Consider the following 20,311-nt stretch of genomic DNA (forward strand, 5'->3'; position numbering starts at 1 on the left):
TCGGCTAATTCGTTCTGATTAGAAACTGTAGCTGTATTGAATCCCAGCCAGAATAGCATTTGCATGAGTTGTAGCTGTCATAGCAACTGTATTTGGTGCACTGTACTCGGTAACTTCAACATCTTGACCCATTAGGTAAGTAAAGCCTAGGTCAACCGTATGCCTTTCGGCGAAACTGTAGCTAGCACCAGCAGACAACCAGTGACGGTTAGAATCAGGTACAGAGATAGACGTCAGCTCGTCTTGAGCTGCTGTGTCGTACATGTAACCTGCGCGCAGTGTCCAAGCTTCGTTTAGGAAGTAAGTACCACCAAGAGAGAAATGGTAACCGTCTTTCCATTTGTAATCTTTAGAGAATGTACCTTTGCTTGTTTCGATCTTGTCGAAAGCGTTCCAGCCAATCCATTGAACACTGTAGTGTACAGCGAAATCAGTGTTGTTAAGCTCGTGGTAACCAGAGAATTCAAGCATGCTTGGAAGTGGAAGCAGAAGGTCTTGATTAGAAAGGTCATTCACCGTTTGTAGCTTGATAGTACCGCTTGCTTTTATTTCAGGGCTGTAGTGGTAAGCCAAACCAAATCGGTTTTGAGCATCCAGCTCGTAAACAGCACCCACATTGAAACCATAACCAGTACCAGATACATCTAGGTCAAGAAGTTGACCAGACGTGTCACGTTTCATGACGCCAGAACCCTGAACGATATCCAGACCCGCACCTAGGCTAAGTTGTTCATTCACTCGGTAAGAAGCGGCTAGTGCGTAGTTAACGCTCTTAATCTCAGTGTTACCACCAAAAAGTGCTAGTTGCGGATTTAACTTTTTACCAAAAGAATCGTCAAAGTTGTTTTTAGTACCGAAGTTTGAGTAGATACCAGCACCCAAAGCGATGGAGTCGCTTAAACGGTGGATGTAGTAGATGTTTGGTACTGGAGTTGAAGATGTGTTCTTCGCGGAATCTTGTGTTGCTACAACTCCACCTGCTTTAACATCTGACACTGTAATTTCAGTGTTAATGACATTAATACCGCCAGAAAACTGAGACGATTCAAACAGCGCCATTGCAGCGGCGTTACGTGCCATTACAGAAGCGTTATCTGCAATTACAGCGTCGCCTGCAAACGCTCGGCCAAGACCAGTCGCAGATTGAGCATTAAGCTGGAAACCAGCCGCGATAGCTTGTTGAGAGGCGAGAGCAATAGTGGTAGCGATAACCGTTTTTTTAAACAGACGCGAGTTTTTCATAGGATTTACCTTATTATTTTTCTTCCAAGTCAGTTGCTTGGAACTGTACATACCTACCTTTTATAGGGGTAGGTAACCCTGCTTTTAGTTGAGCATTTACTCAATGGCGGAGATATTAATTCTGAGAACCATTAAATGAAATCCGACCATTGTTTAAAGCGTAGATAACATTCAGGAAATGAGGAAAAAAGCACAATAAATTGTTGTGAAGTGTGTCAATTACCAACGATGAAGATGGTAAGAATAATTGGCGGGATTCAGAAGATAAAAAAATGCCCCATCGAAGTGATGAGGCATTGTTACAGTGCTTAGCTAGCAGGATGAATAATAGGTTTCAGCGTTTCAGCAATTTTCGCTACATCTTCATCCATGCTTCCTACAATCACCATGCTGGCGTCCATCAATGGCATCACAATTCCAGACATTCCATCTTTGACAAACGTCTGAGATTCGGGGGCTGGGATATTAGTAACAAAAAGTGTCACTCGTCCATGCTCTCCTTCAAATACCATATGCATTGCATTTGAAGCCCCAAAACCACAATGGTTTAAGTAATAAACGTGATAAGGAAAGTTTTGCGAGAAGTGATACGCAAATGGCTTCATTTTCACGTTGATCTGGTTAGAAGAGACATTTTCATCAATTGGGTTAATAAATGGTTTCTCAGCTGTAACATGTGCCAAGGCAGTATTTGCCAAGGTTGCATAAGCTGGAGTTACCACAAGTCCACCCCAATTGACTTGCCCCACCAATAGTCCAAAAGCAAATGCTACCGATGCCGCCATGGCGAGTGCTTTTTTAGCAAACTTAGGCTGTTCCGTTTCAGCGCTTTGATTAAACAAAACGCGATCGGCCAACCCATCAGGCACATCCACTTTCATTGCTTTTTCTAGCTGTGCATCTAGGCTCAAAATGTCATCAACAAATTTGGCATTTGCACTGTTTTGAGAAATCGCCAATTCGATTTCGTCGTCTCTGTCCTTTGGATCTGACATAATGCGACGGCGAAATTCTAAATCATCCATTATGCACCCCCATATCCGATTGAGAATCTTCAAGCATCTCTTTGAGCTGGTTTCTGGCTCTGAACAAACGTGTCATCACCGTATTTTTATTTAGCTCCAGAATTTGTCCAATTTCCTCGCCACTGAATCCGCCAACAACTTGGAGGAACAATGGTTCTCGATACTCGACCTCTAATTTCATAATTTGATTTTGAAGCCACTGTTGCTGGTGATGCGGGTCGTCAGAGACTTTCGCATCGTTGCCGTGGTCATCAATATCCACCAATTCTAACTGTTTTCTTTCGAAACGACGTGCGTTTTCACGGCGTAGAATGGTAATTAACCAAGACTTCGCTGCTTTTTCGTCTAGCAGGCTATCTATCGCCCGCCAAGCACGTAAGCAGGTTTCTTGTACCAAGTCTTCCGCAACATGACTGTCTTTACACAACCAATACGCATAGCGATATAAGTCGGTGTGGTAAGCGCGCACGAGCGCTTCGTATCTTTTTTGCTTGTCCATATCAGAATTGACCGGACGCTTCTCTTTTTTCTTTCCAAAAAAATCGATAATCGACACTTGAGCCTCCGTTTGCTCTCGCTGTGTCTATGGTAGGTCAACACCCGAGAGTTCTAACTCACTGAAAGTAAGCGAACTTCTAATTAAGAGGATGGTTTGGCATAAACAGCCGAGCTTAGAAATGTCATTTTGATTCTTTCTTAAGCAATTATCCACTTGGCAGCATTGCATAAACTACAAATAAATTGATCTAATTCAAAATCCATATATGGAATCTGGTTATAGTACGTCTTGTCATCTGGTTAACCACTCGTGGTTAGCACGTTGAGCAAGATGACACTTCCTTTTGAAGGCTGACTTTACTTTCTCCTAATCAGGAAACTGATTTTTTAATTTTGGCGATACGCTATATATCGATTCCTGCCACACTTTACGTGTGGTTTTTTTTATCCAACGTTCCAGATTCACAGTTTTAATGTAACGCAATCTGAATATTTATCACAGTTATTACCCTGCCTTTTCTGCACTACACTTACGATTTCTTACGTGTAACTCTCTACATTTTAGTCCTAGATCACGCTATAAAATAAAAAGCGATTCAAACATGCGTTTTAATCTGATAACATTTTTGTTACATGACAGGTCTGACCTCTTTAAGGAGATATAATGGGCATTCAGGATTTAAGGACGCGTTCCGGAGAAAGGATTGCGGTTGTTGCAGGGCTAAGAACGCCATTTGCAAGACAAAGCACCGAGTTTTCTCAGGTACCCGCCGTTGACTTGGGGAAAATGGTCGTCAGTGAAATGCTGACACGCGCCGATATTGATCCAGCCCTAATCGATCAAGTGGTATTTGGTCAGGTTGTGCAAATGCCAGAAGCGCCAAACATTGCACGTGAAATCGTATTAGGTACTGGTATGAATATTCATACCGATGCCTACAGTGTGACGCGAGCGTGCGCGACGAGTTTTCAGTCTGCGGTGAACGTAGCGGAAAGTATCATTTCTGGTTCGATAGATATTGGTGTTGCTGGTGGGGCTGATTCCTCATCAGTGTTACCTATTGGCGTATCCAAAAAATTGGCTGCCTCTTTACTTGCTTTGAGTAAGGCAAAAAAGACGGGGCAAAAGCTTTCTATCATGCGCAAGCTCTCCTTCAAAGATTTGATGCCAGTACCTCCTGCAGTGGCTGAATATTCCACAGGGTTATCCATGGGGCAAACGGCAGAGCAAATGGCAAAAACGCATGGAATTACTCGCCAAGCCCAAGATGAATTAGCTCATCGCTCTCATACCTTAGCTGCGCAAGCTTGGAAAGAAGGAAAAATTCGAGACGAAGTGATGACCGCTTTTCCCGAACCTTACAAGCAATGGATTGATACCGATAATAATATTCGTCAGGACTCAACCATTGAAGGGTACGCAAAATTGCGCCCTGCGTTTGATAGGCAATATGGCAGCGTAACGGCTGCGAATGCAACACCACTGACAGACGGAGCAGCGTCGCTGCTTATTATGCGTGAAGGTCGAGCAAAAGAGTTAGGGCTCGACATCATGGGCTTCATACGCTCTTATGCATTTTCTGCAATTGATGTAAAAGAAGATATGCTGATGGGACCTTCGCATGCGACGCCCATGGCGCTCGATCGCGCAGGCATTAGTTTATCCGATCTTACACTTATTGATATGCACGAAGCCTTTGCTGCACAAACGTTGGCTAACGTGAAGATGTTCGCCAGCGATAAGTTCGCTAAAGAAATACTAGGTCGAGATAAAGCCATTGGCGAAATCGATATGGATAAATTCAACGTTCTTGGTGGGTCTATTGCTTACGGGCACCCATTTGCTGCAACTGGTGCGCGAATGATTACTCAAACACTGCGTGAGCTTAAACGCCGTGGAGGCGGGTTAGCGTTGAATACTGCGTGTGCCGCGGGTGGTTTAGGTGCGGCGATGATTTTGGAGGTGGAATAATGGCAGGTCAAGGTGCATTTACATTATCAATAGACGATAAAAATCTCGCGTGGCTAGCCATTGATGTTCCTGGCGAGAAAATGAATACGCTTCAAGCAGAATTTTCAGATGAAATGCAGGCGATTTTGCTTGAACTAGAAGCCAAAAAGAACGAACTCACAGGGTTAGTGATTCATTCGCTTAAACCCGATAATTTTGTGGCTGGTGCCGACGTAAGAATGCTAGATGCATGCACCACTGCGGAAGAAGCAGAAGGGTTAGCCAAACAAGGGCAGCAAATGTTCGCGCGTTTGGAAGCCTTACCTTTTCCATCCGTGGCTGCCATTCACGGTCCTTGTTTAGGTGGTGGCTTGGAGTTAGCGCTTGCCTGTGACTATCGAGTGTGTACGGATTCAGATAAAACCCGATTGGGGCTACCAGAAGTACAATTAGGTTTGTTGCCTGGTTCAGGCGGAACTCAGAGACTTCCTCGCTTAATAGGGCTATTAGGTTCTTTGGATCTGATTTTGACAGGCAAACAGCTTCGTGCAAAAAAAGCGAAGAAATTGGGCGTTGTTGACGCCAGTGTCCCCCAATCCATCTTATTGGATGTTGCCAAGACATTTGCGAGTAAAAAGAAAGCTAAGCGCTCGGTGGATACTAAAGAGAAGCTGATGTCGGGCAATCGCCTTGGTCGTAAATTCATCTTTGACCAAGCGATTAAGAAGACATTAGCGAAAACGCGTGGCAATTACCCCGCTGCCGAGGCGATTCTTGAAGTTATTCGTGAAGGCTTAGAAAAAGGGATACAAGCGGGTTTAGCGACAGAAGCCAAAAAGTTTGGTGAACTGTGCATGACTGCCGAGTCAAAAGCGCTTCGTTCCATCTTTTTCGCAACCACTGAAATGAAGAAAGAAAATGGTAGTGAAGCCAAACCAAGAAACATTTCGAAAGTAGGCGTGCTAGGTGGTGGGCTAATGGGAGCGGGGATAAGCCACGTATCGGTTGCGAAAGCGAACGTGCCAGTTCGTGTTAAAGACGTGTCTAACGATGGCATCTTGAATGCGATCAACTACAACCACAAATTGTTTGCTAAGCAGAAGAAACGTCGAATTCTGACCAAAGCAGGTGTGCAATATAATATGTCGCAACTGACGGGAGGAATCGATTACGTCGGATACAGCGATGCTGATATTGTCATTGAAGCCGTATTCGAAGACTTGGCTCTAAAACAATCGATGGTGAAAGAAATAGAGCAACATGCGAAAGACACCACCATATTTGCTACCAATACGTCTTCCCTACCTATTCACCAAATAGCGGCAGAATGTGAGCGCCCTGAAAACGTGGTCGGTCTGCATTACTTCAGCCCCGCCGAAAAAATGCCACTGGTAGAGGTGATTCCTCATGAAGGTACTTCCGACGAGGTGATTTCTACCGCAGTCAGTTTTGCGCGCAAACAAGGTAAAACACCTATTGTCGTTGCCGATAAAGCGGGATTTTTTGTTAACCGAATCCTTGCCCCCTATATGAATGAAGCCGCCCATGTTCTATTGAGTGGTGAGCCTATTGAAACGCTGGACGATGCACTGCTCAACTTCGGATTCCCGGTTGGTCCTATTACCCTACTGGATGAAGTGGGAGTGGATGTGGGGGCTAAGATCATGCCCATCCTAATCGAAGAGTTGGGTGCTCGATTTAAAGCGCCGGATGTGTTTGATACGTTGCTAAACGATGGTCGTAAAGGGCGCAAGAGTGGAAAAGGTTTCTACACGTATAAAGGCAAGAAGAAAGAGGTGGATAAGAGCGTTTATAAGCTGCTCAAGCTTACGCCTGAATCCAAATTACCAGAGAAAGACATCGCGCTTCGTTGTGTCCTACCAATGTTGAATGAAGCAGTAAGATGTTTGGATGAAGGCATCATTCGCAGTGCTCGTGACGGTGACATCGGTGCGATCTTTGGAATTGGTTTCCCTCCTTTCTTAGGGGGTCCTTTCCGCTATATGGACCAAATTGGTTTGAAAGAACTGGTCGCTATCATGAACGAATTTGCACAGAAATACGGCGATCGTTTTGCTCCATGCGATGGTTTACTTACCAGAGCAGGAAACGAAGAAAACTTCCATAATGCTTCTTAAAAATAAGAAAAAGACGAAGTTCATAAGCCAGCGCAAAGCTGGCTTATTTTTTATCTGGCACAGGTGGCATTTTGACTACTTAGCACGCGTGATAAAAGTATGACAATCTGAAGTACTGCTCCCCAAATTAGCACTAACTACCGAAACGAGAATATTCCCACTGTCGCAGAGAGAGTAGACTTCTATACCCAAGTGACCTCAAAGTGCCTGAATCCTGCACCTTGAGGTCACTTGGATATAATTTAAAGATAGATATCAGGAGTGGCTATGCTAGGTAACACAATAAAATCCGACATTTATGTCGGCAGCGTAGTTGAAACGCTTGTCAATGAAATGGCTATTGATGCGCAAGCGCTTGCAACAACGAAATTTGCGCAATACTTGGATGATTATGGGGTCGAAGAAAACCCTTCTTTAAAAACTTTGCAGGGTGAAGGAACACTGAAAGAAGGAGCGCTGACTCTCAGTGCCCAACAAAAGTGGATAAACGGTGAAAGCAAATCTGTCACTGATGTCTCGGTGTTTAAATGGAACACCGACGGCCTGAAAGAAGCATTAGTTGAGACCGATACAGATTTCATCAATGTGAAAAATTTTGTGGATGTGAATGTAAACGCTTTGTCGGATACGGGAACGACAGTGAACGTATACGGTGCCAAGCGCGGAGAAATATCTACTGGTAACGGTAACGATGCAGTAAACGTCCACGTGCAGTCGAATGGTGCCGCTTGGAGCAACCACTTCGATATCGATACCGGAGACGGCAATGATACGATCAGTTTCTTTGAAATAGCCGGCGGTGATTACACAGAATTTAATATCTCCGCAGGCAAAGGTAATGATGTCGTTAATGTTGCTGGGTTGTCAGAAGCAGATTGCAATACACATCGAAGTGCTCACGGAGGAGAAGGCATAGATGCGCTCTACTTAAGTGGCAACAACGCACTGGAATTTACAGGCTTTGAAGTTGTTATTGGTGATGGTGCTTCTGACTTACATATTACCCAAGAACTTTTGGATAACAACGTAGTGGGTACATGGGAAGATAACCATGATGGAAGTGCCAATGTTATGGTTTTTACCGATGTGAACCTAACGATAGATGCTGGGTTGGTTGAGTACGCAAGCTATTTTTCAACGTACTCTGCAGAAGACTTGACCGGCGCAATGACTCAACGACTGAGCGATTTCGGCGTGGATTACACTGCGCAATACACTATTGCTGAGTTTTATACCGAGAGTGGGGATTACTTAATCGTAACCGATACCAGTGCCAGCGACCTAATTGATTCAGTTATCGATTATGTGTAAACGGATCGGGTAGTTTCGTAGTGTTAACTGATTTCCACTGGCAAAGGTAACAATGCAGTGTCCGGCGGACCTCGCTGAAAAATGCATTGTTACCTTAGACGATTGACCACATTTTTTGTATCTGGTTAAGGTGTGCCTTCAATGAGTTTTTTGTAGGCTGTTATATAAGGTTTATAGACCTCATGTAACTCACGCCTAGGTTTGTATACTTTTTTGGGTGTACAAATATCAGAAGTAGCCTGCTCAAAGTTTTCAAATAGCCCAACAGAAACACCTGCTGTTATTGCGGTACCCAGTGCAGTTGCCTCCTTATTATCCATTTCTACATAAGGTAGGTTTAGAATGTCGGCTTTCATTTGATTCCAAAGTGAATTGTTTGCCATTCCACTCACTCCTCTTATCTCTGTTACTTGTTCACTAAGATCACTTGCAAGTTGGTTGAATGTGAGAAATAAGTCATACGCCAAAGCTTCCAAGAAGGAACGATACAGGTGTGCTCTTTTGTGTCCCCATTTTAATCCGACGAACGCACCAGCGCTTACACTGGCATCTGGTGGACATGCGCGACCTCCAAAGTGAGGGTTGCAGAGCAAGCCATCAGAACCAGGCGAAATAGTTTCGGCGTCTTTTGAGAGGGCTTCATAGTGGCTAATTTGGTCGCCATCATCACCAAACATGATATCAACAAGCCATTTTTGAGTAAGCCCACCACCGTTAATGAATACCGAAGGGTGGCACATATTTGGTAAAGGCGAGCCAAAGATTTCTCCAACCTTTTCAATGTGTTCATAAGAAGTTAAAGGGGTCGACATAGAGAGAATGGGATAGGTGCCCGCAATATTGACAGCGATGTTGTTTAAGAACCCTCCAGCGCCAACAATACTGGCTGGCGTATCACCAAGACCTGCAAGTATGGGAGTACCGACAGGTATAACAGTGTGAGTAGACAGCCGACTTGTCGTATGCCCAACAATATCAGTAGAGTCTGCAATGTAGGGCAGCAGATTAAGATCAATATCGAGCTTAGAAGCAATGCTTTGATCCCACTGCTGGCTATGTTTGTTTGCAAGCCCCGTCATCCATAGAAGAGACTTATCAATGGCCCATTTTTCTGGTGGAAGCTCTGCAAGATGTCCGACAATATAGCTTGTGATAGGCACGACCTTTACCGTTTTTGCAAAGTTTTCTTTTGACTGGTCTTCCATCCATTTCATTTTTGGTGCAAGTATCGGGTACCAAGTTCCTGTTCTTTCACGAATCTCAGTACCGTAATCATTCGTTATGCTTTCGTAATGTGTGAGAAAACGTGTATCAAGTGACGTAGTGTAGGGGAAGGTTGGGGAGCCGTATTTATCTACTCCCAATACGCCGCCCATCATTCCTGATACACCAATTACACAAACATCTTCGGCAGAGAATGAGTCGGTTGCAAAGAGCTGATTTATCGACGATAGCATGGAATCATACATTGCGTGTATGTCGTATGCTGCTTTGCCACTGGTGTCCGTTTCCGGTGTATACGTTCTTTTTTGTTCGCCTAATAGTTTTCCTTTATGGCTGAAAACAGATAAGAGCATTCCACTAGAGCCCAAATCAATGGTCAATATCAGTTTTCTAATCATAACTACCACCTAGTTTCAAATTGGCTTGATTCATTGATTGGTATTGAAGATCCGAAGAATCAAATTTTCGATTACTTGCCACTTCTTCTTGGTATGTAATGATCTCACTGTTCAGTCTTTCAGCTGACCAATTGAGCTCGCTTGCGGCAAGTTCCCCTATTGCCTGTAATTGAGATAACCCAGCGTCTTTCAATTGAAAGAAGATATTTGTCCGCCTTATCAAAATATCCGTTAGGTGAACGACATGTTCGTTACGTGCTATATAGCGTATTTCTGCTGGAGTGAGAGGGAAGTTAGAACCGAAAAATCCTTTTCTGTCTTCTAGATACGAAGCGAGCTTGAATACGTTTGATGCGTTGCTACCGAAGTTGCGCTGTATTCTCGCGATATCCTCGTCAGACAAAATGTCGCCACTAGGCAGATTCGGGGAAGAGAAACGTTCGCCTCCCGAAATAGGCGTAACATGGCTTAAACTTTTTGTTTTACAAAGTTTTTCTTGGTTCTCAATAAAACCAATGGTTTCTTCCGCCATGAGCCGACAAGTACTCAATTTCCCACCAGCCAACGTGTACAACCCAGAAGAACTTTGTGTGATTAGGTGACGCCGAGAAACTTTACTGGCATCCGATACCGACTCTTTTTTTACTAAGGGCCTTAATCCTGACCATGCAGAGATGATGTCCTGGTGTGTCAGTTTAGCGTTTGGAAACATTTCATTGGTCGCGTTAAGTACATGCGTAACATCAGAATCAGTTATCGTTGGGTTATCAATGTCACCTTCGTAATAGGAATCGGTTGCACCGGCAAATACATACCCTTCATCGTTTTTAGGTAATACCCAATTCATACGACCGTTGTCGCTTGCTACGTGCATAAACACACCATGGTTAACTTTGAGTCTCTTATTGCTAAACGCAAGGTGAACGCCTTTTGAGGGGGACATCAAGCGCTTAGCGGTAGGGTCATCGATTAATCGAATGGAATCAACACCAGGACCACATGCGTTGATCACATAGGATGCCGATAATTCAAAGCTTTCGTTGGATGTCTGATTTGTTGCTTTAACGCCGCAGACTTTGCCATCTTTATAAAGTAAATCCGTTACTTGAGTATAGTTCATGGCGACAGCCCCGAGAGATACTGCACTTTTCAGGGTGTCTATCGTTAATCTGGCATCGTTAGTCGCTAAATCATGAAATAACCCTGCACCCTTGAGCCCATTTGAATTTAAATCAGGTTCTTTGTCTTCTAACTTCTTTTTATTAAATATTCGGCTTTTTCTGTTTTTAGGGTTACCTGAGACAAAGTCGTAAAAAGAGAGAGCGATCTTCAACTGCCAAGGGCTGTATTTACCTTGTGAATTTGATACAAACAGAATGGGTTGGGTTTTCGCTAAGTGAGGCGCTATGTTTAGCTGCGTTTCCCTTTCCCTACAGGATTCACGAACGACCTTGAGATCAAGTGTTTCCAAATAGCGCACTCCTCCATGTATGAGTTTTCCTGATCGGCTGCTTGTGCCAGAAGAAAAGTCATTTTTCTCTAACAGTGCGACAGAGTACCCTCTCAATACGGCTTCACGAGCAAGAGAGACCCCAGAAATGCCTCCACCAATAATCACAACATCATAGGCTTTAGATGCGTCCTTGCTATGTAATTCCATTTCCTCTCCTTGGAAAATGATGGATTAATAGAATTTGTTTGTAGCTTTTTATAGCACTATGGTGTTTTTGTGTAAAGTTTGATGTTGCTTTTTGTGTTTTTAAGACATAAAAAAACCGAATCTATACGATTCGGTCTGATTTGTAGGTTTATAAATGCTCGGGTTTATAGACTAAATAACGTCAATGCCATTCTCTTCAGCCCACCGTCGATATTCCAGAGGGAAGTCATCATCAACAATAAAGGCATCGAATACCGCTAAATCTGACACTTTACTGAAGTTAATTCTTCCAAGTTTCGAAGAATCACATACAAGATATTTCTTCCTTGCTTGACGGAGCATCATTTGGTTTGACGGGACTTCAGCATGTGCTGGATGTGTCCAACCCGCATTGAGATCGATAGCAGATGCACCAAAGAAACCTCTGTCTAAATTGATCGAAGCTAGCGCTTGTTCCGTTACCGTACCAGACAACGCATGGGAAGTGTTTCTGTAGTGCCCGCCTGGGACAAACAAGTCTACAATAGGTAGGCGGACGGCTTTTTCAGCAATGTTTAGGGCTAATGTCGTCACAGACAAGTGCTGAACGTCATCAGATAAGTAATCTAGAATCATAGGGACAGTACTACCTGCATTTAGACCTATGCTTTCATTGGACTTAATGAGTGATGCAGCTTTTTTAGCTATGGTTTGTTTTGTTGTTAAATGAATACTTTGTTTTTCTTCCAAAGCGACTTCACTTTCATAGGAAGAAGGCGTGATGTGCTCACTTTTAAGTTTTGCTCCTCCATAGACTACTGTGACTAACCCTTGCTTTTCAAAAGTCGTAAAGTCGCGACGAATGGTCGCAATGTTGACCCCAAATTGTTTAGCTAGTTGCGCGTTTTTTGCTACTCCATTTTTTCGAATTATTTGCAAAATCCGACTTTGACGTTGTTCAGGCAGCATGGTTTCTTCTGAAACGTCTCCTCTACTCATAAATGTTCCTTTGAGTTTAGTGAGCTGTAGTTGTGAAATATCATAACATCGTGCTGTTCTCAAGCTAAACACCGTGCTTATGTGCTCGTGCGCTATATTTATTTCTTTTTTCGCTTTTGTGTAGTGTTGTAGTTGACATTTTACTACATAAAGCTACATAGTGCTTGGTGTGGGAGATTAAAAAAACATAGGGAAGTTTTATGGAAGGGAAAACAATACGTCTCAACAGAATGTTTGAGAACAAGAAAGCAGTCTTTGCTGCGTTAGTTAATAGTATGTATTTGGGACCACAGCCAGGTATTACATCGGATAGCGAGTTCAGGAGAATTTTACTGGAACTATCTACAAACGGCTTAACAGGGGCAATGCTCTCGCCAGGATACATAAAGCAGTATTCTAGCCTACTGGGGCATAGACATTCCCCTGCAGTTATTATGTCTGTAGGTTGGACTGACAAATGGCGTAATGCCGAACTATTGGGACATGATGGTTTTATGGGGCAGCATGACTTTATCGCTAATGCTGAGCAAGCTGCGGCCTACGGAGCTGACGCGGTGCACGACTATGTGTTCCTAGGGTCGAGTAATCCAGCTGATGACGTTGCTGAAATGAAACGTCTAGGAACGTTAGTCAGGGAAGCAGAGCGTTTTGGGCTTCCTGTTCTATGTGAGCCTTTGGCGCGAGGTACAAACGTTACTGAAGGTGAACAAAATAAACCAGAATTTGTCGCTCTAGCTGCCCGAATGGCTGCTGAAGCTGGCGCAGATGTTGTTAAAGTGGAATATACAGGGGACCCAGAGACGTTTAAGACCGTTGTCGATTCAACGCCTGTTCCTACGGTGATGATGGGCGGGGCAACTCGCAGTAGTTTCTTAGACTTTCTTGTCAGCTTGGAAAGTGCGATGACGGCAGGATGTTCAGGAGTAGCGGTAGGGAGAAACCTCTATCTACACGAGCGCCCAGCAGATGCAATACGAGCAATTACAGATGTTATTTGTAAGGGGAAAGCGGCAGCGGACGCGGCTAAAGAATATAATTTGTAGGGCACTTTGCTTCCTCACTTACTGAGGCTTTGGCGTCTTTTGACGCCTTTTTTGATCCTAACAAAAAATCCACCTCTATATGTGGGTGGATTTAGCATGTTTTCTGGTTAGGAGTGATTAACCAAGAAGCATTCGGCAAAATAAAACATTGTTAGGATCCAACTTTTCTTTAATTTGCTTATGGATAAAACCAACATCTGTTTGCATGTAATGCTCTGAACGTTCGGAACCAACACCATGGTGATGAGCTAGCGTGCCGTTATGTTCTTTTACAATTGTTGCCATTCTATCTTGACAATAGCGCCAAGTATCCATTGTCTTAGCATCGTTGCTTTCCTCGATAAAGAAAAGTGCGTACATACAAGCACCTGTTTGATAGGCATGAGAGAAGTGTGTATAAAACCGTTCTACTTTATCATTAAACACATCTTCTAAAGCTAATGCGCAATCTGAAGCATGATTCCAAGGTAGCGTCACTTCGACGGTATCAAACATCTTCCCGTTGGTAATATTGCGATCTCTCATCATCGTTTCGCATTGGTAACGATTAATAAACCAAGTGTCTGAAACATCGTCTGATAGTATTGCTCCCCCCACATTGATCACTTTCTTTCTTGCTTCGATGGTGAGCGCTGAGAGAGATTCCTCCGGTGCGATAAGGGAGAAGGTTAGCAAAGCAAAATCGCCTATTGGCACCCCTTTAGATATCGACTCTGTAATATGGTTTGTTTCAGCAATATTGTATGCGCGAAGTAAACCAATAGGGAACCCGCCTTGCACTAGTTGGCGTTGTGCATCAATAGCTTCTTCGTAATCGTTAAACGCAACTGATGTAAACGAGGTCGGTAGTTTTCTGTGAACTTCGAGAGTCACTGATGTAATAACTGCAAAACTGCCTTCAGAACCAATAAGGAGCTTAATTAAATCGAGCCCACCCGGTGTTCTTGCGCTGGGTGTAGCAGTAACGACTTCACCGGATGCTAGGACGGCTTCGAGACCGATGACAGCGTGCTCAATACCGCCGTAGTATGTAGAAGAGGAACCTGTCGCTCGAGTATTAATCCACCCACCCACCGTAGATATAAAAAGTGATTGAGGGTACTGACCAAGTTCAAAGCCCCATTGTTCCATTGTTTTTAGAAGTTCACCGCCATAAACACCGGCACCAACCGTTATTTGGTTAGTTAAACGCTCTACAGGTTGAATGGTATTCAGGTTTTCCGTTGATAGGTAAACGCTAGGTCCGCCCTCAAAACTGCCCACGACGTTAGAGTGCCCCCCTAAAACCGATATTTGAATCCTAAGTTTGTTGGCGAGTTTAAGAATAGTAGAAACATCATTGGAACTATTTGGCTTGAGAATCAAAATGTTCGAACTTTGTTGCCTTTGTTTAAAGTATCTAGGCCAATGCTCTTCCGGATCAAAATCCTTTGCATTTAGAACATCGTAATCAATTTCTTCGACTTGATTCGTTTCTAAAGCACTTAGGACCTCTTCAATTGTCTTCTCCATACTTTCTTACTCCACTTCATTTATATCCATATATAGGGTTCTTATACCCGCACTTCTAACTCCATACGGAGCTCTGTTTTATTTTTTAGCATTGTGTAGCTTTGTGTTCAAGTTATTTTGGTTCTATTGAGTTTTTATAGCTGTTTAAGTAAATGCGAATGATGGTTTTATTAGGTGTTTATTTTGTTTTTATGGTTATCTTAAGGGTTATAGATTATTTTGTTGCCTGAATTGTGGAGTTATAATCTAAAAAATGCACTTATTATGGTTTTGTAAATCTTTTTTCTTTTCTTGTGTGTTTTGACCTTGTAAAACGACATTGTGCTATTTATTGTAGTGTTTAGATGTTGGGTTGTGTGGTTTGGTGTTTTATTGTTGTGCCTCTATACAGCTGAATCAAGGAAGAGGTCGTTCAAGGAGAAGTAAAATGAGTTTTACAATTAAAAAAGAAAGTCTATTCAAGCGAGGAGTTAAGAAAGTTGCGGCATCTGTTCTTACCGCATGTATGGCATTCTCAACTGTAGCAGCAGAGAAAGAGTCGAATGGTTTTGTCGGTAATCCCGAAGAAACTTACTACATGAATGTTTTTGTATCGGGCGTTGAATACTGGTTCCCTGTTTATGAAATGATGAAACAAGCAGGGAAAAAGCTAGGTGTAAAAACCGTTTATACCGGCACTCCAGAATATGACGTAAACAAGCAGCTCGCGTCTTTTGAACAAATTCTTGCGCGCAAACCTGCTGGAATCTTGCTCGCGCCAATTAACCCAGACCCTTTCGTTGAGCCGATTAAGCGAGCCAGAGAAATGGGTATTCCGGTTGTTACTTTCGGTGCTGACTCCCCAAATAGCGAACGTACTGCTTATGTTACTTCAGATAATGTACGTGAAGGGATCTATGCAGCGGATGCGATTGCCGAAGATATGGGAGGAAAAGGTGAATATGCCGTTTTAGAAAATCCTGGGCAAGACAACCATGATAAACGTGTTGCCGCATTTATCGGTCGAATGGAAGAAAAATGGCCCGACATGAAACTCGTTTCGCGCGCTGCCAGTAACCAAGATCCAACCAAAGCCTATAACGCTTTGTTAACGATGTCGCAAGCGCACCCTAATCTAGGTGCTGTATTTATGCCAGAGGCGAGTTCGGCAATGGGTGCGGCGCAAGCAGCAAAAGAGCTCGGTCGAGGCATCCGAGTTTTCAATTGCGATATTAACGCAAAAGTTTTAGATATGATCAAAAACGATGAAATCTTTGGCGCTCTTAATCCGAACCAAGGTGTTCAAGGGTTTATGGGAATGACGTTGCTTTTCTTGGCTAAACACTCTGAGTTGATTGATCCAATGAACGACCATGTTGCGAAAGGCATTAACCCTATGCAGGTACCTTATGTAGACAACGGTTTTTCCATCGTAACGAAAGAAAATGCAGAACACTTTTATTGGGATACTTACATGAAGCGAAGAGAGTCGAAAGGCGTAAGAGACTAGTCGGTTTGGCATAAGGGGAAGGAATGCGTGACTGACCCCTTATTCCATTCTTGGGCTTACGAAAATAATGAAGACGAAGATCTTTCGATTTGTTGTAGGAGAGTTGTTGTGGATGGAAATGAAGTCCTAGAATTGAAGAATATCACTAAGACGTTTGGACCGACCGTCGCACTATCAGGTGTTAATTTTTCGTTAGCTAAAGGAGAGGTGCATGCACTGTGCGGTGAAAATGGTGCTGGAAAGTCTACGTTGATGAAGGTAATAAATGGTATTTATCAACCGGATAGTGGAACTATTAGAGTAAAAAATAAAAATGTTCATATTGACAGCCCACGAAAGGCCAAAGCCTTAGGCGTGAATTTCGTTCATCAGGAAATAGCATTATGCCCAGATGTGACTGTTGCTGAAAATATATTTATGTGTGGTTCAGAAAAAGGTGAAAAGTGGCGAATTAACTATTCAGAAATAAATGAAAAAACACTGGGTATTTTAGAACAATTGATGCCCATTCAACCCGACATTAAAGTGAAAGAACTAGGTATATCGACACAGCAAATCATTGAAATAGCAAAGGCGCTCACAGAAGAGTGTGATGTTTTAATTTTGGATGAGCCCACCGCAGCACTGACTGAAAAAGAATCGGAAGCACTCTCTAATATTATTTTGGATTTAAAAAGTCGTGGTGTAAGTATTATCTATATTAGTCATAGAATGGCTGAGGTATTCGATTTTTGCGATCGAGTAACCGTATTAAGAGATGGGGAATATATTTGCACTAAGGAAATAAAAAATACCTCACCAGAAGATGTCGTAAATAATATGGTAGGAAGAAAAATAAATGATCTCTACCCACCTAAAAGTAATGAAATCAAATCAAATGATACCCCCATTTTGTCGGTAGAAAACCTTTGTGATAAAGACCGGTTCAATAATGTGAGCTTCCAGCTTTATGAAGGTGAAATATTAGGAGTGGCAGGGCTGATTGGTTCGGGGCGCAGTGAGCTTATACAAACCTTATGTGGCTTGCGCCCTAAACAGTCAGCGAATATAACATTGGAAGGGAAAAAAATTCAGTTTAAATCTTATGATGACAGCTTGAATAACAAAGTAGTTTATTTGTCTGAAGACCGTAAGCAAGAAGGTGTGTATCTCGATATGTCTATTCGAGAAAATATCTCTGTTTTGGGGCTCAATAATTTAAGAAAGAGTTTCGGTAGGATAGATAAACAAAAAGAAATAAAACAAGCTGAATCACTATCAAAGGTACTTACCGTAAAATATAGAGATATTGAGCAGCTGACAAGAGAACTCAGCGGTGGAAACCAGCAAAAAATTGCCATTGCTCGAATGTTAGCAATAGAACCTAAAATAATTATTATGGATGAGCCAACAAGAGGGATTGATGTTGGCGCAAAACATGAAATTCACGCATTACTTCGAAAGTTAGCTAATCAAGGTGTCGGTATTATTATTATTTCTTCTGAATTACCAGAAATAATTGGAGTGAGTGACCGAGTCATAGTTATGTATGAGAATTGTATATCGGGTGAATTAAATAGTGATGACATTACAGAGGAAAATATCATTCGATTAGCATCCGGATTAAATATTTGAAAACGAAAAAAATTCGGCTGATCTTATTCGCGAATAATGATTTTAAGAGCAAGGATTAAATCAGGGTAACTATATGAAAACGGAATTAATAAATAGTTCGGGGATGACCCATAAAACGGAAAATAAAGGATTATTGGCACTGATCTCAAGATTTGCGGGTGCGCGTGAAGCAGCACTGGTTGCCATTATCGTTATTCTGTTCGTGGTGATGAGTTTTGCTTCTCCTTACTTCCTCACATGGGCGAACATGCGTGCCATGCTTCTTTCTTTTTCAACGGAAGGCTTGGTCGTTGTCGGAATGACCATACTGCTTATCGTTGGCGGGTTCGACCTATCTGTCGGTGCCGTGATGTGCTTATCTATGGTGATAGCCGGTAAGCTTTTCCTCTTAGGCATGGACCCATGGGTTGCGAGCTTGGTTGCGATTGCAGCCTGTGCTGGCATCGGGAGCATTATGGGTGTTTGTGTGACCAAGGTTGGCTTAAGCCATTTTATGACAACACTTGCCTTTTTGGGCATAGCGCGAGGGCTGTGCTTTGTTATAACCGAAGGATCTCCATTATCGCTGTATAGCTTGCCGCCCGAGTTTAAGTTTATTGGTCAAGGAGATGTGTTTGGTTTGCCATTTTCAGTGATCATATTCATCGCGGTTATTTTCCTGTCCGACTATATGCTCAGAAATATGTTGATGTTTAGAAGGGTCTACTATACGGGGAGTAACGAAAAAGCCGCGTTATATTCCGGTATTCGAACTGACCGCATCAAGTTTTGGACGACCGTATTGTGCTCCTCAATGGCAGGTCTCGCTGGCATCATTTTTATGTCCAAGTTTGGCGGAGCGACACCAACGTTCGGTGTTGGGCTTGAACTCAATGTCATCGCTGCCGCTGTAATTGGTGGAGCGAGTTTAAACGGCGGTGCAGGAACGATTTTTGGCGCTATTTTGGGTATCGCGCTTCTTTCTATTGTGTCTTCGTCTCTTATTTTGCTCAACGTCCCCGTGTACTGGCAGGAGCTGATTAGAGGATTAATTTTATTATCAGCGATTGCGATTGACCACGTCATTCAATCTAAAAAATAAGGAGCCCGTGATGCAGTACAGAAAAATTGGTCGTTCAGACATCTCTGCTTCCGCTGTTGTCCTTGGTACCTGGGGGATTGGTGGAGGTTCTATATGGGGGAAAGAAGCGGATGAAAAGGAACTGATTAATACGATTCATGCTGCGTTGTCTTCAGGGATCAACTTTATTGACACGGCTCCAGGTTATGGCTTTGGTGAGTCAGAAAGGATTATTGGAAAAGCCATTAGAAAGCGTCGAGATGAAGTTGTTGTGGCAACAAAATGTGGTTTGGTATGGGATTGGGAAGGAACCGAGCACTTTTCTACTGATGGAAAGACGCTAAGGCGTAACTTGTCACCACAGAGTATTCGTCTCGAAGTAGAAGAAAGCTTAAAGCGTTTGCAAACCGATTACATCGACCTTTATCAAGTACATTGGCCGTCTATAGCACCTCATCACACACCAATTTCAGAGACACTTGAATGCCTGATTGAGTTAAAGAAAGAAGGAAAAATACGGGCAATTGGGGTGAGTAATCTATCCGAAGAAGAAACATTAGCGTATTGCAAAGGCAATCAAATTGATACCAATCAGATTCGCTACAGCATGCTCTGGGAGAAAGACGCAAGAGCCACCGTAAACCAAAACCAGAGTTTGGGAATGTCTACCATGGCGTACCAAGCGATGGAGCAAGGGCTACTTTCTGGGAAAGTAACGATGGACACCCAATTTGATGCCAATGATATACGCAATGTCGATGCTTGGAACCCTTGGTTCGTTAAAGAAAAACGCGCGCAAGTGTTACAGCAAATGGAAGCATGGAAACCGTTGCTAGATAAGTACAGTTGTACCATGGCACAGCTTATTGTCGCCGCTACTAGTCAGGTATCGGGAATTGATTTTGTGTTGTGTGGCGCGCGATCGGTTGGGCATGCTGAGCAAAATGCGAGGGCAGGATCGTTGAGTATTGATAAGGAAGATGCAAATACCATGTTGTCACAATTGAATGCATTGAGTTGAAATTTCGAAAGGGCACCTTAACCCGCTGTATTTACGAAAATAGTATAAAAACTATTGTGAGAACACGTGTCCCTGAAAGTTTCAATTCACCAAATTTAAGACGTCTTGGCTGGGTAAACGTCACACATAGATTTGAAACACTTGGTT

15 protein-coding genes are annotated in these 20,311 nt (G+C 43.0%); 8 read left to right on the forward strand and 7 right to left on the reverse strand.

The genetic code is table 11. The annotated features are described in order from the left end of the window. Positions 1–18 precede the first annotated feature (18 nt). The 3 genes from VPNCDNU1_RS21750 to VPNCDNU1_RS21760 form a co-directional block, all read right to left on the reverse strand. Positions 19–1,242, reverse strand: a complete 1,224-nt coding sequence (locus tag VPNCDNU1_RS21750) for an OmpP1/FadL family transporter (RefSeq protein ID WP_104402287.1) — start codon at positions 1,240–1,242, stop codon at positions 19–21. Between the two features lie 308 nt (positions 1,243–1,550). After that, positions 1,551–2,267 carry a DUF3379 domain-containing protein gene (locus VPNCDNU1_RS21755; protein ID WP_104402288.1) on the reverse strand — a complete coding sequence of 239 codons (717 nt, stop codon included), beginning with the start codon at positions 2,265–2,267 and terminating at the stop codon, positions 1,551–1,553. Then, on the reverse strand, positions 2,260–2,823 hold the full coding sequence (locus VPNCDNU1_RS21760) for a sigma-70 family RNA polymerase sigma factor (RefSeq protein WP_101112731.1): 564 nt from the start codon (positions 2,821–2,823) through the stop codon (positions 2,260–2,262). The genes VPNCDNU1_RS21755 and VPNCDNU1_RS21760 overlap by 8 nt, the downstream gene beginning before the upstream one ends. Positions 2,824–3,429: 606 nt before the next feature. Here VPNCDNU1_RS21760 and fadI point away from each other — a divergent pair. The 3 genes from fadI (at position 3,430) to VPNCDNU1_RS21775 (ending at position 8,165) form a co-directional block, all read left to right on the forward strand. After that, entirely contained in the window at positions 3,430–4,737 is a 1,308-nt protein-coding gene (gene fadI, locus VPNCDNU1_RS21765; RefSeq protein WP_104402289.1) for an acetyl-CoA C-acyltransferase FadI, read from the forward strand. Then, complete coding sequence (fadJ, locus tag VPNCDNU1_RS21770) at positions 4,737–6,854, forward strand: fatty acid oxidation complex subunit alpha FadJ (RefSeq protein ID WP_104402290.1); 2,118 nt, start codon at positions 4,737–4,739, stop codon at positions 6,852–6,854. The genes fadI and fadJ overlap by 1 nt, the downstream gene beginning before the upstream one ends. A 267-nt stretch (positions 6,855–7,121) precedes the next feature. Next, positions 7,122–8,165, forward strand: coding sequence for a hypothetical protein (locus VPNCDNU1_RS21775; protein ID WP_104402291.1), 1,044 nt, complete (start codon positions 7,122–7,124; stop codon positions 8,163–8,165). A gap of 125 nt (positions 8,166–8,290) precedes the next feature. Here the strand turns inward: VPNCDNU1_RS21775 and VPNCDNU1_RS21780 are convergent, their stop codons facing one another. From VPNCDNU1_RS21780 to VPNCDNU1_RS21790, 3 genes are all read right to left on the reverse strand, one after another. Next, positions 8,291–9,787 (reverse strand): FGGY-family carbohydrate kinase, encoded by a 1,497-nt coding sequence (locus tag VPNCDNU1_RS21780; RefSeq protein ID WP_104402292.1) that lies wholly within the window; start codon positions 9,785–9,787, stop codon positions 8,291–8,293. Further along, complete coding sequence (locus VPNCDNU1_RS21785) at positions 9,780–11,447, reverse strand: glycerol-3-phosphate dehydrogenase/oxidase (protein ID WP_104402293.1); 1,668 nt, start codon at positions 11,445–11,447, stop codon at positions 9,780–9,782. The genes VPNCDNU1_RS21780 and VPNCDNU1_RS21785 overlap by 8 nt, the downstream gene beginning before the upstream one ends. A gap of 171 nt (positions 11,448–11,618) precedes the next feature. Beyond that, positions 11,619–12,425, reverse strand: a complete 807-nt coding sequence (locus VPNCDNU1_RS21790; protein WP_104402294.1) for a DeoR/GlpR family DNA-binding transcription regulator — start codon at positions 12,423–12,425, stop codon at positions 11,619–11,621. 200 nt (positions 12,426–12,625) lie between these two features. Between VPNCDNU1_RS21790 and VPNCDNU1_RS21795 the strand changes: the two genes are divergently transcribed. Next, positions 12,626–13,468, forward strand: a complete 843-nt coding sequence (locus VPNCDNU1_RS21795; RefSeq protein ID WP_104402295.1) for a class I fructose-bisphosphate aldolase — start codon at positions 12,626–12,628, stop codon at positions 13,466–13,468. A 117-nt stretch (positions 13,469–13,585) separates the two neighbouring features. Here VPNCDNU1_RS21795 and VPNCDNU1_RS21800 read toward each other — a convergent pair whose 3' ends face one another. Then, on the reverse strand, positions 13,586–14,980 hold the full coding sequence (locus VPNCDNU1_RS21800) for an FAD-binding oxidoreductase (RefSeq protein ID WP_104402296.1): 1,395 nt from the start codon (positions 14,978–14,980) through the stop codon (positions 13,586–13,588). A gap of 427 nt (positions 14,981–15,407) precedes the next feature. On the opposite strand from VPNCDNU1_RS21800, the gene VPNCDNU1_RS21805 reads away from it, so the two are divergent. The 4 genes from VPNCDNU1_RS21805 to VPNCDNU1_RS21820 all read left to right on the forward strand — a co-directional run bounded on the left by VPNCDNU1_RS21805 (position 15,408) and on the right by VPNCDNU1_RS21820 (position 20,164). After that, positions 15,408–16,469 (forward strand): substrate-binding domain-containing protein, encoded by a 1,062-nt coding sequence (locus VPNCDNU1_RS21805; RefSeq protein ID WP_104402297.1) that lies wholly within the window; start codon positions 15,408–15,410, stop codon positions 16,467–16,469. Positions 16,470–16,496: 27 nt separating this feature from the next. Beyond that, complete coding sequence (locus tag VPNCDNU1_RS21810) at positions 16,497–18,083, forward strand: sugar ABC transporter ATP-binding protein (protein ID WP_237324186.1); 1,587 nt, start codon at positions 16,497–16,499, stop codon at positions 18,081–18,083. A 73-nt stretch (positions 18,084–18,156) separates the two neighbouring features. Further along, positions 18,157–19,164, forward strand: a complete 1,008-nt coding sequence (locus VPNCDNU1_RS21815) for an ABC transporter permease (protein ID WP_104402299.1) — start codon at positions 18,157–18,159, stop codon at positions 19,162–19,164. A 10-nt stretch (positions 19,165–19,174) separates the two neighbouring features. Then, complete coding sequence (locus tag VPNCDNU1_RS21820) at positions 19,175–20,164, forward strand: aldo/keto reductase (RefSeq protein ID WP_104402300.1); 990 nt, start codon at positions 19,175–19,177, stop codon at positions 20,162–20,164. The last annotated feature ends 147 nt before the right edge of the window (positions 20,165–20,311 follow it).

Source organism: Vibrio penaeicida, from assembly GCF_002933855.1.
In the GTDB taxonomy this organism is placed as follows: domain Bacteria; phylum Pseudomonadota; class Gammaproteobacteria; order Enterobacterales; family Vibrionaceae; genus Vibrio; species Vibrio penaeicida_A.

Bases quoted from the DNA above. Each gene is read 5' to 3' on its own strand.
- VPNCDNU1_RS21750 (WP_104402287.1), bottom strand. From the start codon at position 1,242: ATGAAAAACTCGCGTCTGTTTAAAAAAACGGTTATCGCTACCACTATT.
- VPNCDNU1_RS21755 (WP_104402288.1), bottom strand. From the start codon at position 2,267: ATGGATGATTTAGAATTTCGCCGTCGCATTATGTCAGATCCAAAGGAC.
- fadI (WP_104402289.1), top strand. From the start codon at position 3,430: ATGGGCATTCAGGATTTAAGGACGCGTTCCGGAGAAAGGATTGCGGTT.
- fadJ (WP_104402290.1), top strand. From the start codon at position 4,737: ATGGCAGGTCAAGGTGCATTTACATTATCAATAGACGATAAAAATCTC.
- VPNCDNU1_RS21775 (WP_104402291.1), top strand. From the start codon at position 7,122: ATGCTAGGTAACACAATAAAATCCGACATTTATGTCGGCAGCGTAGTT.
- VPNCDNU1_RS21780 (WP_104402292.1), bottom strand. From the start codon at position 9,787: ATGATTAGAAAACTGATATTGACCATTGATTTGGGCTCTAGTGGAATG.
- VPNCDNU1_RS21785 (WP_104402293.1), bottom strand. From the start codon at position 11,447: ATGGAATTACATAGCAAGGACGCATCTAAAGCCTATGATGTTGTGATT.
- VPNCDNU1_RS21790 (WP_104402294.1), bottom strand. From the start codon at position 12,425: ATGAGTAGAGGAGACGTTTCAGAAGAAACCATGCTGCCTGAACAACGT.
- VPNCDNU1_RS21795 (WP_104402295.1), top strand. From the start codon at position 12,626: ATGGAAGGGAAAACAATACGTCTCAACAGAATGTTTGAGAACAAGAAA.
- VPNCDNU1_RS21800 (WP_104402296.1), bottom strand. From the start codon at position 14,980: ATGGAGAAGACAATTGAAGAGGTCCTAAGTGCTTTAGAAACGAATCAA.
- VPNCDNU1_RS21805 (WP_104402297.1), top strand. From the start codon at position 15,408: ATGAGTTTTACAATTAAAAAAGAAAGTCTATTCAAGCGAGGAGTTAAG.
- VPNCDNU1_RS21815 (WP_104402299.1), top strand. From the start codon at position 18,157: ATGAAAACGGAATTAATAAATAGTTCGGGGATGACCCATAAAACGGAA.
- VPNCDNU1_RS21820 (WP_104402300.1), top strand. From the start codon at position 19,175: ATGCAGTACAGAAAAATTGGTCGTTCAGACATCTCTGCTTCCGCTGTT.